Annotated in this window: 15 protein-coding genes; 1 reads left to right on the top strand and 14 read right to left on the bottom strand. The window is 33.2% G+C overall.

The window, feature by feature from the left end; translation table 11 throughout:
* Positions 1 to 57 precede the first annotated feature (57 nt).
* Positions 58 to 870, top strand: a complete 813-nt coding sequence (locus J7E44_RS19810) for an AraC family transcriptional regulator (RefSeq protein ID WP_214832828.1) — start codon at positions 58 to 60, stop codon at positions 868 to 870.
* Here the strand turns inward: J7E44_RS19810 and J7E44_RS19805 are convergent.
* The 14 genes from J7E44_RS19805 to J7E44_RS19745 all read right to left on the bottom strand — a co-directional run bounded on the left by J7E44_RS19805 (position 867) and on the right by J7E44_RS19745 (position 12123).
* Entirely contained in the window at positions 867 to 1166 is a 300-nt protein-coding gene (locus tag J7E44_RS19805; RefSeq protein WP_214832826.1) for a hypothetical protein, read from the bottom strand. The genes J7E44_RS19810 and J7E44_RS19805 overlap by 4 nt on opposite strands.
* Positions 1167 to 1176: 10 nt before the next feature.
* Positions 1177 to 1377 carry a PaaI family thioesterase gene (locus J7E44_RS19800; RefSeq protein WP_214832824.1) on the bottom strand — a complete coding sequence of 67 codons (201 nt, stop codon included), beginning with the start codon at positions 1375 to 1377 and terminating at the stop codon, positions 1177 to 1179.
* 31 nt (positions 1378 to 1408) lie between these two features.
* Entirely contained in the window at positions 1409 to 1579 is a 171-nt protein-coding gene (locus tag J7E44_RS19795) for a hotdog fold domain-containing protein (RefSeq protein ID WP_214832822.1), read from the bottom strand.
* Positions 1580 to 1587: 8 nt separating this feature from the next.
* Positions 1588 to 2544: a bifunctional helix-turn-helix transcriptional regulator/GNAT family N-acetyltransferase gene (locus J7E44_RS19790; protein ID WP_214832821.1), complete on the bottom strand. Its 957-nt coding sequence runs from the start codon at positions 2542 to 2544 to the stop codon at positions 1588 to 1590.
* Between the two features lie 193 nt (positions 2545 to 2737).
* Positions 2738 to 2938 carry a YqaE/Pmp3 family membrane protein gene (locus tag J7E44_RS19785; RefSeq protein WP_214832818.1) on the bottom strand — a complete coding sequence of 67 codons (201 nt, stop codon included), beginning with the start codon at positions 2936 to 2938 and terminating at the stop codon, positions 2738 to 2740.
* A gap of 47 nt (positions 2939 to 2985) precedes the next feature.
* Entirely contained in the window at positions 2986 to 4065 is a 1080-nt protein-coding gene (locus tag J7E44_RS19780; RefSeq protein ID WP_214832816.1) for a serine hydrolase domain-containing protein, read from the bottom strand.
* 250 nt (positions 4066 to 4315) lie between these two features.
* The gene (locus J7E44_RS24325) at positions 4316 to 4762 is read right to left on the bottom strand and encodes a hypothetical protein (protein WP_353050510.1); all 447 of its coding nucleotides are present in this window, start codon (positions 4760 to 4762) and stop codon (positions 4316 to 4318) included.
* A gap of 33 nt (positions 4763 to 4795) precedes the next feature.
* Positions 4796 to 6184 carry a M1 family metallopeptidase gene (locus J7E44_RS19775; RefSeq protein WP_353050509.1) on the bottom strand — a complete coding sequence of 463 codons (1389 nt, stop codon included), beginning with the start codon at positions 6182 to 6184 and terminating at the stop codon, positions 4796 to 4798.
* A gap of 133 nt (positions 6185 to 6317) precedes the next feature.
* Complete coding sequence (locus tag J7E44_RS19770; protein ID WP_214832814.1) at positions 6318 to 6701, bottom strand: tetratricopeptide repeat protein; 384 nt, start codon at positions 6699 to 6701, stop codon at positions 6318 to 6320.
* Between the two features lie 69 nt (positions 6702 to 6770).
* Positions 6771 to 7667 carry an alpha/beta hydrolase family protein gene (locus tag J7E44_RS19765; protein ID WP_214832812.1) on the bottom strand — a complete coding sequence of 299 codons (897 nt, stop codon included), beginning with the start codon at positions 7665 to 7667 and terminating at the stop codon, positions 6771 to 6773.
* A gap of 70 nt (positions 7668 to 7737) precedes the next feature.
* Positions 7738 to 8418 carry a class I SAM-dependent methyltransferase gene (locus J7E44_RS19760; protein ID WP_502757517.1) on the bottom strand — a complete coding sequence of 227 codons (681 nt, stop codon included), beginning with the start codon at positions 8416 to 8418 and terminating at the stop codon, positions 7738 to 7740.
* A 202-nt stretch (positions 8419 to 8620) separates the two neighbouring features.
* A complete protein-coding gene (locus J7E44_RS19755) occupies positions 8621 to 9109 on the bottom strand; it encodes a hypothetical protein (protein ID WP_214832809.1) in 489 nt (162 codons plus the stop codon).
* A 98-nt stretch (positions 9110 to 9207) separates the two neighbouring features.
* The gene (locus J7E44_RS19750; protein WP_214832807.1) at positions 9208 to 9924 is read right to left on the bottom strand and encodes a hypothetical protein; all 717 of its coding nucleotides are present in this window, start codon (positions 9922 to 9924) and stop codon (positions 9208 to 9210) included.
* 180 nt (positions 9925 to 10104) lie between these two features.
* Positions 10105 to 12123 carry a M3 family metallopeptidase gene (locus tag J7E44_RS19745; RefSeq protein WP_214832805.1) on the bottom strand — a complete coding sequence of 673 codons (2019 nt, stop codon included), beginning with the start codon at positions 12121 to 12123 and terminating at the stop codon, positions 10105 to 10107.
* Positions 12124 to 12257 lie beyond the last annotated feature (134 nt).

Raw genomic sequence — 12257 nt, 5'->3', positions numbered from 1 at the left:
CTAATATTCAAATACAAAATTAATAATGTCGTTTTTATTAAATTTGCCAAAAACAATATGCAAAACGCCAAATTGAAATGTGGACTGATAGAAGAGAATAGAGGTTTCTATAATGATGCCATCTCAAAAGATGCGTATGTATGGTATGAGAAGAGCTGGCAACATGATGACTATGAACACATACATGAAAGAGCTCAATTGACCTATGTGGAAGAAGGCTATCAATATTTGCATATTGAACAGAAGATCTATCTTGTTCCTAAAAATCATGTGATCTGGATTCCATCAGGAATAAAGCATCGAACAACATCTGAAGCAAAAACTGTAAACCTGATGGTCATTCTTTTTAAATCAATATTAAAAGCCGATTTTTTTAAAGAAGTACATGTTTTTGCGGCACCTCCGGTTTTAAAGGAAATGCTTTTATATGCTTCAAAATGGAATAAATTAGATTCAGAAGATGAAGAGCAGGCCCTATTCTTGAAAGCCTTATTAAATAGCCTACCTAATTTTTGTAATGAAAGCCGCTTTTTAGAGATTCCTGTTCCAGAGGATCATCGTTTAATTCCGGTCTGTGATTATATTAATACTCATTATCAGGAAAGTCTGAATATTGATGATATGGCAGATCTTGCAAAAATGTCTGTGCGAAGTCTACAAAGGATATTCAAAGAAGAAACGGGAATTACGCTTCAAAAATATGGACAGCTTATAAGAATTTTAAAAAGTGTGGAACTGATCGATACAAAACAATATACACTCAGTGAAATTGCTTTTAAAGTGGGATACAAAAGCCTGTCAGCATTTACTTCATCCTATGCTTCTATTATGAAAGAAGGACCAAGGGTGAAAAAAGAGAGTAATTTTTAATCTCCGTAAGCTATTAATCCACTGTGATACTTATCGGCAAGATCCAATAGTAGTACTATTTTTTTAACATCAGTATCCGATTCCAGTTTATTATCTGAGATTGTTTGGCGGATTAATTGTATAACAGAACGGCTCAATCTGAAATCAGAGTAATAATCCAATTTTCTGTCTATAATTCCTTTGTTCTGCAAATTACCAAAGGTTATGTCATCCAGATCGCCAACAAATTTTAAATCTAGCTTTTCAGGATAACTTGGTGTCGGTTGGTCATCTTTAATAGAATAAAAATCTAACATAATAATGGTGTTATGGTACTATGGCAATCATGGTTGCCGTCATTTTAGCAATTAATCTTTCTTCTGTTTGATCATACATGTAGCCTTCACAAATGGTGAGCTTTTTTCCTGACTGTAGAACTTTGCCTACTGCAATAAGTTTATCAGTGTTTGCAGGTTTTAGTAAATTGATTTTAAACTCTACACTCAGTACTTCAGCATTTTCAGGCATCAGCGTTAAAGCAGCATATCCACAGGCGCTATCAGCAATACTGGGTTGTTACTCCGACATGAAAAAATCCATGTTGCTGGCTAAGCTCTTCAGAGAATGGACAAACTATTTTTACGAGTCCTTTTTCTACTGTTAGAAGTTGAGCTCCTAATGTTTTCATTAGTCCCTGCTTCTCAAAACTTTCCTGTATTTTTTCGTACATGATGATATCTATTTTTTGGTTACCTCTAATTCCATCTGAATATTGCAACGTTTATAAGGAGACGTTTGTCCAAAGATCTTTTCAAAGCCTAACTTATAATAAAGATTAATAGCTGGTTCCAGAATAGTGTTACTTTCTAAAAATATTTTTGAAGCACCAAGATCTTTCGCTGCATTAATGATAGCCTGACCAAGAAGTGAACCTATACTTTTTCCCTGAGCTTTGGGAGAAACGGCCATTTTAGCCATTTCATAATCATATTCGGGATGATCCATTTTAATTAATGCACAAACACCAATAGGTTCATTTTTGTATAGTGCTACAAATATCTTTCCTCCCTTATCCAGAATATATTCTTTAGGATGATCCAAAGCTTTATAGTCGGCTTCCTCCATTTCAAAATAAGTTGAAATCCATTCTTCATTCAACGCTTTAAAAGCAGCCTGATGTTCAGGTGCATATTCTACAATTTCTACATCCTTACTTTCTCTTTGTTTTTTTTGCTCCTGTACTCTTTTTAATAAGGACTTTTTTTCTAATAAAAGTTCCCATTCTTCGATGGCTTCCCAAAGATTATGTGTTGCTTCATCCAGTAATTTTTCAACGGCTGCATCAATATCCTGACATTGCACTTTAATCTTTTTTGAAAGTTGTGTTCCTTTATCCGTCAATCCCACAACATTTCTGCGCTTATCTTCTGATGCCAGGTTCTGAACCAAACCGGCCTTTACCATTTCCTTCACGATTTTTGTAATAGAAGGTTGGGAGTGTCCGATCTCATCTGCCATTTCTGTAATTGTTTTTTCACCTTCTTCTGCAAGAATAAAAAAAACAGGAAACCATTTTGGTGAAAACTCTACACCATACAACTCATAGATCTTGGCCGCGTCTTCAGTCATTTTAGCCGTTAAAACTCTTAATCTGCTTCCTAAGGCCATTTTGCCTGTTTTATTGAATACATTCATTATTATAAAATTAATTATATAACTGGTTATACAAATGTATTGATTTGAATTTATTCAGCAAAATTTTATTGATAAAAAATATGAATAAAGCAAAACACATCTTATTTAGCCTTTGAGAAAGACTGAGTAAGATGTGTTTTGATGAGATGTATAATTTAAAATTGAATATTAAAATTCACTTTATTGAGGATCATTACCTTTGATTTTGTCTAACTGCCCGAATCAGTTTTTCATTTCGTTTATCTGCTCTTTCATTGTTCAAAGATAAAGCAGCCCAAATTGCTGCAGGAATCCAGCCGATCAAAGTGATCTGTAAGATAAGGCATAAAATTCCGGTTAATACTTTTCCACGAACGATGAAAGATAAAAAGGGAAGTAAAATAGCTAGTAACATGACGATAAGATTTTTAAATGTTGATATTTAGTGTTTTTAATAAATTTTTATTTTTTTGTATTTTCAAGAACTAATTTAGCAATATTTCTTGTAGCCTCTGTAGGAGAATGGCAATCACAATTGCTGAATCCAGTTACGTAGATATCCTCAGATGGAATATGCACACCCATTGATTTGAATCCAAAAATACTGCCTCCATGTTCTCTGATACCGATTCCGTTGATATCCTTAAGATGCCAACCATAACCGTAAGTAAATTCTTCACCATTATTCAAATGGTATTTTTGAAACGCTTTTTTGGTTTCCTGGGAATTGAGTAAAATGTTTTTATTTAAAGCATTTTGCCATTTCACCATATCATCTGCCGTAGACATTAACGAACCTGAAGAAAAAGGAACACTAAAACTGATAATGGTTTTGTTAACATAGCCAGATTCTTTTTTATGATATCCGTAAGCCCTTTTCGGAATTACTATTCTATCTGAAGCATAATAAGAATGACTCATTCCAGCTTTATCAAATATGTTTTTTTGAATAAAATCTTCATATGTATTTCCTGAAATTAATTCTATCAGATATCCTAACACTACATATCCGGAATTGTTATATTCAAATTTTTCTCCCGGAGCAAAATCAACAGGCTCATTCTTAAAAAAATCAACCATCATCTCGGGCTTCATTTCTTTTTGAGCAATGCCTGATAAGGATTTCATTTTAGTAAAATCTTTGATTCCCGAAGTATGGGTCAGTAAGTGATGTAGGGTGATCTTGTCTCCAGATGGATAATCTTTGATGTACTTAGAAACAGGATCGTTTACATTAAGTTTCCCTTCTTGCTCCAGGATCAGAATGGCTATTGCCGTAAACTGTTTGGTCATAGAACCAATCTGAAATACATTATCCGGGTTTAAATTGACATCAAGTTCCAGATTTGCTTTACCAAAAGCTTTTTGATACACTTTCTTACCTTTTTGAGTGACCGTGAATACACCACCAGGACCTTTAGGGTCATTAAATTCTTTTAGAATTAAACTATCGATCCTATTTTCCAAACCTTGTCCAAAAACAATACAAGAGAAGAATAAAAGGAGTAGGGTAAGCCATAAAAAAGTTTTGTTTGAGTTCATAGTTATATATTGTGTTATGCAAAGATATAATTTATTTATATTACTATGCAATACAATGTAGTTAATTTTATTTTTTCTCAAATTGATTAATAAAAAATGGAGACTTTATCACTGTAGAGTCTTCATTAAGATATTTTGATTGAAGTACGATCTATTTTTTTATTGTTGACAGTAATTCATCTGGTTTTCAAAAGTTACAATCATTCCCTGTTCCATTCCCATTTCCATAACGGTTTCAAGAAGGTTAGATTTAATTAATGCTTTTTGTATTATCTTCAGGACTATAATCCATAAAAATTCCACCGTCAAGTGTGATGGATTTTATTTTTTTTACCGAGTCAAGATTTACTTTCGTTTGTCTTTGGTTTTTTTCCCAAGCTGCCGGTGAAAAATGAGTTCTTGTGTTGGTACCATCCTCATTTAAGATAATGACATCAAAAGGAATAGCGAATCCACCCTCGTTCTCAATAATCACAGTAACTTTCTTACCAGATTTTTTCGCAGTAGTGATTTTCAAATCGATATAATGGTTGCTGAAAAACCAATTGTTCCAGAACCAGTTCAGATTTTTTCCAGAACCAGTGTTCATAGAATAAAAATAATCCCATGGAGTAGGGTGTTTTCCATTCCAATCATTGATGTAGTGATGAAGCGCTTTTTTAAACAGAGTGTCACCAAGATAGTCCTTCAGAGCCAAATACGAAAGTGAGGCTTTTCCATAGGTGTTATTTCAATAAGCGTTTCCACTCAATTGTGTACTCATGGAGATAATTGGTTGGTCTTCCTCAGCCGAAGGATCATTGATCCAATTTTTTACATTGTACTTCTGATAAATCTTTTTTGACGTTTCTTCACCATTTTCACTTATTCCGATCAAATATTCAAAAGTGGAAGCCCAGCCTTCATCCATAAAAGCATAACGGGTTTCATTAATTCCCATATAGAACGGAAAGTAGGTGTGAGCTACCTCATGGTCCAATGTCAAACGGGAATCTATAAGGTTATCGGGAACACTACTATCATTGACCATCATTGGGTATTCCATATCTGCAAAACCTTGAAAAGCGGTCATTACAGGGTAAGGATATTCAATACCCGGCCAGTTTTTATAAAACCAGTCCATGTCATATTTCATCCAGTCTGTATATTGCTCAAAATCTTTGGCTCCGGTTTTATAGGCGGTTTGTACACTTACCCGTTTCGTTTTTAAAGGAACACTGGAGGCATCCCATACATAGTGATTGCTAAGAGCAAAACAAAAATCTGTAATGTGATCAGCTTTGAATTTCCAGGTATTCCAGTCTTTCTGTTGGGTAACACTTCCTGATTGCATTTCTTTGGAATCAGCGACGTGCAAAACTTGATCACTTGTCATGGATTGTTTGAATCTCTTTAATATTTCAGGTTGTAAAACTTCTTCCGGATTGAGAAGGTTTCCCGTTGCCCATACCACATAATTTTTAGGAGCAGTAATAGAAAAAGTATAATCATTAAAATCATTATAAAACTCCTGTCGGTTAATATGTGGGAGAATATCCCAGCCATTATAATCATCATATACAGACACACGTGGGTAAGAATAAGCGCAATACAAAGTATTGGAATCAATTTGCCCCTCCCTTCCACTCTCTACAGACAGGGGATATTGCCATTCTATCTGAAGGGAAGCCTGAGATTTGGGAAGCAATGGAGTTTTAAGTTTAAGGTCTTTAACGGTTCCCCATTCTTCGTTATTGACTTCGTATTTTATTCCATCGATGAGGATTGATTTAATCTCCAGTCCTGATGTTAGAAAATCTTTTGAGACCAGTCCGGAACGGGGAGCTTCCGGTTTATGCAGATTGTTGACAAATCGGATGGCGATAACTTTTAAAGTATCCGGGCTGTTATTGGAATATTGAATCGTTTCGTTACCAGAGACTACTTTGCTTATGACATCCACTTTCGTCTGGATGTTATAAATTCCTTTATTCTGCCAATAATGTGAACCCGGAGCTCCTGAAAGCGAGCGGGTCTCTTTTTTATAGGCTTTTCTGATATTTCTTGGAGTATATAGATCTTGTGCAAATAGCGTGTAGGAAAAACACATAAGAAGGAAAGGGACAATGTATTTTTTCATGAATTCTGAATTATTTATTAAAACAAGTAGCTTCTTTAATTTCAGAGTTAAAATTAGCTTTTTTATTGGTCAAAAAGTATCTCCATAAATTCAATATTTTTAGACATCCGTATTTATTCCTTCAGGCTGGTATTTAATGGGATTGAGGATCAAAATAAGCTTTAAAAGTAAGTGGATGCTCTATTTTGTCTTCTGCTTCTTCAAGATATTCAAGATATTCTTCTTGATGTTTTTCCATATAGATCATAACAATGGCAAGATTGACAAACAGGTTTTTGTCTTCGGAACCTAAGTCTAATGCAGTCTTTAAATACCGTATTGCTGTTTCATTTTCTCCCATATCAGAATAGATAGCACCTATATTGATCAGAGCAGAAGTGTTTTGAGGCTCAATGAGTAAAATTTCATCCAATTCTTTGATTAAAAGTTCATTGATGGCATCCCAATGATCTTCATTTTCCCACCTTTTTGCCTGAAGTTTTTTTACGTTCTCTAGTCTTAGTGTTATCGTATTCATTATTTAAAATTATTGAAGGCTTTATTTCATCAAAGTTCGGAATAAAAGTGGGATTATTTTGATATAGTTTTAAGAAGTACGTAATATCCATTGTATTAGATTTTCACGTTCTACAATATTCCAGGAATGTGGATGTTTTTGTCCATTGGCTCTTATCCCACGGCCTTTTGTTTTTATTAATTCTACTTGATGGTTTCCCAGGTTAAGTAAAGAATGATAAACCCTTTCTAATTTAAAAGCATTTAGATCTTCGTACTTCCGGGCTTTATTTTTCATTTGCCATTCAAGATCTGGTTCACAATACAATCTGACTTTTATATTTTTTAAATAGCCAATATTATCTGTAGAATTTGATGAAACATGATAGGGTGAAAAGCTTTTATATTTTTCAATATTTTCCTGCGGTGTGCCTATTTCTTTTTCCAGTAGATCGATTAAAAATTTACCTTCTGCAACAGCATCAGCATCTTTATTTTTTTTAATATCATTTTTAGCCGATTTATATAATTCTTCAAGGTCTATAGGAGAATCAACTACGATAAGACCTTTAGGCTGTATTGGATTTTTTGTTTTTATCATATAGCTGGATAATAGAATCGCTACATTGCCACCGCTGGAAAATCCACCAATGAAAATATTCTCTTCTTTAATGCTGTTTTCTTTAAAAATCTTATTTAATACATCCACGTATTCTTTCTTCTCAGCTTCTGTCAAATAAAGTTTTTGGTTGTAATCTAAGAGTAAAGTACTAATACCTTCTTTTTCAATATCCTTTAAAAAAGCGGCCTCTGTTTGAGTATGTTCGATGTTACAGGGATAACATGGAAATAGAATAAGTATTGCTTTTTGTTGAGGAGCTATTTTCAATTCAAAATGGTTACCTTTTGTTGTTTTTACTTCCTGACTTTTTACATTATTAAATACTAAAAGAAAGAATAAAAGTGTAATAAGAGTATTTTTGAACATGATCGTTTTTGTGATTTAGAAAATTCTAAAAATAAAAAATGCTTTTAATTATATCTTTAAAATAATAATATTATTTCTCTACTGAAATTAGCAACATCATAGGTCGGCGGAGTTCATCTTTCATTTCTGAAAATTGTTTGAGCATCTCTTCGCTAGGCTCTGCTTCGATAACTTCTTTAATTTTAAAGCCCTTTTTTAATAGCGCATTCAAATAAGTAGTTAATGTTCTATGGTATTTTATAACGTTTTCGCCTAAAAATGTGGTGTTTCTTATTCCTTCAATAAAATAATTGTCTACCGGCCAATGTTGTTTCTCTCCATGTGTTCCATAAGCCCAATCCTGTGTTCCTTCAGCTGTAAAAACCGGGTGTTCAACAGAAAATACAAATTGACCTTTGGGTTTAAGCCATTGGTAGATGTTTTGTGTAAGCCTATCAAATGATTCTACATAATGGAAAGTTAAAGAACTTAATATTACATCAAACTTCTCAGCCGGATATTCAACATCTTCGAGGGCTTTTCTTACATATTCAATACCCTCCATATTATTGATCTCTCGGGCTTTTTCAAGCATCTTTTCCGAAAGGTCAATTCCAACGACAGATTGTGCTCCATTTTCCATCGCGTACCGACAATGCCAGCCGAAACCACAACCGAGATCGAGTACATTTTTACCCGTAAAATCAGGCAGCATATTCTTTAAAACATACCATTCACCGGCACCCTCCAGTCCTTGCTGAGAGCGTAGCATTTTTTTATATTGCTCAAAAAAAGATGAGTTGTCATATTTGTTTTCTTTCATAATCAGAAACGGATATCATTTATACATTGCTTTTCTACCCTTCACTGAACAAAATTACAAAAAAGAGCAATAGCTAAAATTGGTGAAAAAGTTACAATCCATAGTCAAAAATCCTGCTGATGATATTCAAAGTCTAAATAACTAATAGATATTATTTCTCATTGACAATAATGTTGGGATTGTATTCCATTGCTTTTTCTATAAGATGTTTTTGTTGCAGAAAACTATTACTGATACTAAAGAAATAGCTTCCACCCTGTATTTTTTTTAATATGACAAGATGATTTTGACCCCCTCTGTTATAAAATGTTCGAATAGAGATTTTACTAAGATCTTTAAAATAAAAATCAGGTTGCTTGAATAATTTAAATACTCTGATCTTTCCTGAATAAATAATAAACGAAGGAAGATATTTTTCTATCCAGGAACGGGATTGATTCATTGTTTCAAGTTGAGCAAGGTCTTCATCATTTATGATTTTAATAACCTCCGCATAGCTCTTAAAAAAAGAAATGGAAAATGTGCTTAAGGCTACTAAAATGATTAGCGGGAACAATATGATGTAGATAAAAGTATAATTTCCATTCATCATATAGTTATAGTAATACAGAATAGCTATGCTTACTAATATAAGCACCATATAGAAAGTCATTAAGATAAAAAATATCCTCTTTATCAGATTGATTTTTTTCAGAATCTTTTCACGATAATTTTTCTCTTTCAATGGATTTGATTTTTCTATTTCTGGCGGCTTTTTCCTGAAAAGATAAGAATAATTGATAGAAGTCCTAAAATAGTAAGTATTATTGCAGCCATACTTGTTGCCATATTATAAAGTAGTGATCCCTGAAAGTAAATGATATCGGTAGATAAAAATAATCGGCTTTTATCATGGTGGTTGGGGCTCTTGAAAATGATATAATCCTTATTTTTAATTTTTTCTGAAACTGATTTTGAAAACTCAATGATCAAATCATCGGTCTTGCTTGTGTTCCAAATAGGATAATATTTTTTTAAGGCTTCAGGTTCTGAATTTTTATAACGTTTTCCATCAGCCTGATACTCATAATAGATGGTAGCATAAGAATTTCCTCTTCTTTTGTATCCAGTATCCCAGAAGGAAGATGATTTAATTGTTTTTGCCTCTACAGGCTTCCATGTAAAATGTGATATTTTAAATTCCTGAATGGTCAGAAAAGGGGAAACGGATAAGACGGTAATTAAAGATAAATAGATAATACTTATTGTCAAGAGAAAATTTCCGCCAACTTTTTTAAAGTCAATTCTTAAGTATCGAAAGTTTTTAAAATGTATGAATGTTGTTATAGATAAAGCATAGAAAAAATACCTCACTGGATTTTCTATAAAAACAAGAAATACGACCAATGCAGCCATCCCTATGTATCCCAAAAAAATAAAAAAGATATTTGCAATTTTTTCGATTTTATCAATCATAAATAGGATTGTTTTATTATTGTGATCCGGCAACATTTTTAATCCATGTCAGGGAGGCATTTTTCATTTAAATTATCGTGATAAAAATACCCAATTCATAAGCTTGTTAATAAGCCATTTATAAACTATAATAAAAGAAAAAAGTCCCCGAGATTTGAAATCAGGGGACTGCAGTTTATTTTATCCAAAAGCTCTCTTAAGCAAGCTTTCTACCTTTGGCTCACTACCTCTGAAACTCTTATACAGTTCCATTGGATCTTTTGTTCCCCCTGAAGAAAGGAGTATTTTATATTTTGCAGCAATCTCTGGATTGAAAATTCCGTTTTCTTTAAAATATTGAAAAGCATCTGCATCCAGAACCTCTGCCCATTTGTAAGAGTAATATCCTGCAGAATATCCACCCTGGAAAATGTGAGAGAAACTTGGGCTCATAGCGGTTTCATTATTAGATGGGTAAAGCTGAGTTGCTTTTGTATATTCATCTTCAAAGGCTTTTACACTTTCACTCTCTAATTCTCCAACATTGGTATGGTACATCATATCCAGAATTCCGAAACCTAATTGTCTCATTGTCTGGTATCCTTCCATAAAGTTTTTAGACTGTTCGATTTTTTCAATTTTTTCGTCAGGAAGAACTTCACCGGTTTTATAATGTTTTGCAAAAGTTTTTAAGAATTCAGGCTCATAACAGAAGTTTTCTAAAAATTGAGATGGTAATTCTACGAAATCCCATTTCACGGAAGTTCCTGATAGACCTGGATATTGAGTGTTGGCTAACATCCCGTGTAGAGCGTGGCCAAATTCATGGAATAATGTTGTTACCTCTTGGAATGTTAATAGACTTGGAGTATCCTTTGTGGGTTTGCTGAAATTACAAACAATGGAAATATGCGGGCGTGAATTCTCCCCATCTTTCTTATATTGGTTTTTGTAGCTTGTCATCCAGGCCCCGGCTCTTTTACCTTTTCTTGGGAAATAATCTACATACAGCAATGATTTGTATTCACCATTTTCCTTTACTTCATAAGTTTTTACATCTTCATGATATTTCGGAATATCATTTCTTTCTTCAAAAGTTAACCCAAATAATTGTTTGGCTAATCCAAATACGGCATCCTGAACCTGGTTCAATGGAAAGTAAGGTTTTAATTCCTCATCATTAAGATCAAACTTTTCTTTACGGAGTTTCTCTGCATAGAAAGAATGATCATAGGCCTGCATTTCCTCAATACCATCAGCTTTTGCTAAAGCTTTTAATTCTTCAATTTCCTTATTTGCAAAAGGTTTTGCTTTTGTTAAAAGCTCATTTAAGAAATCAAGGACTTTAGTGGGAGACTTCGCCATCCTTTCTTCCAGAACGAAGTCAGCATAATTTTTATAGCCAATCAGTTCTGCTTTTTGCTGTTTTAATTTGAGGATTTCTTTAATGAGGTTTTGATTATCAAACTCACCACCATCAAAAGACTTTTTACCATTTGCTAAAGCCAGCTCTTTTCTTAATTCACGGTTTTCAGCGTAAGTCATAAATGGCACATAACTCGGATATTGTAATGTCAGTACCCAGCCTTCTAAATTTCTTTCCTTAGCCTCTTCAGCGTACTGTTCCATAATAGCATCAGGAATTCCAGCCAGATCTTCTTTATAAGTGATATGTTTAAAATAAGCATTAGTGGAAGCCAATACATTTTGTCCGAATTTCAAGGATTTCAAAGATAAATCCATGTTGATATTCTTTAATTTTTCTTTGTCTTCGTCGTTCAGTAAAGCGCCACTTCTTACAAAGCCTTTATAAGTTTCCTCTAAAAGCATTTCTTGCTCTTCGTTGAGGTTGTATTTTGCCTTCTCTTCGTATACCTTTTTGATCTTATTAAATAAAGGTTCGTTTTGAGAGATTTTTGAAGAATATTCACTTAGGATAGGAGAAACCTCTTCAGCGATTTGTTGCAATGCATCACTTGTTTCTGCAGAATTTACATTAAAAAAAATATTGGAAAGGATATCTAATTTTTCACCTGAATAGGCCAAAGCTTCAATAACGTTCTGAAATGTAGGTGCTTCAGAATTGTCAACGATCGTATTAATTTCTTCTTCAGAGCGCTGAATTAATTCTTTAAAAGCAGGAAGATAATCTTCATTTTTAATGCGGTCAAATGGTGCGGTATGATAAGGTGTATTGAAATTTTCTGTTAAAATATTCATTTTTCTATTTTTTATTGATGTAAATTTAATTTCTATGAAAATTTGTAAAACTTGAATTCCTCAAAAATAATGCCTTAATGATCGGTTGTGACAAAAAATAGCTTATTATAATAATCTTGTCATAGGAAAAGAAG

This window comes from Chryseobacterium sp. ISL-6 (assembly GCF_018613715.1).
Classification (GTDB): Bacteria; Bacteroidota; Bacteroidia; order Flavobacteriales; family Weeksellaceae; genus Chryseobacterium; species Chryseobacterium paludis.
This window is presented reverse-complemented; position numbering and strand designations above follow the sequence as displayed.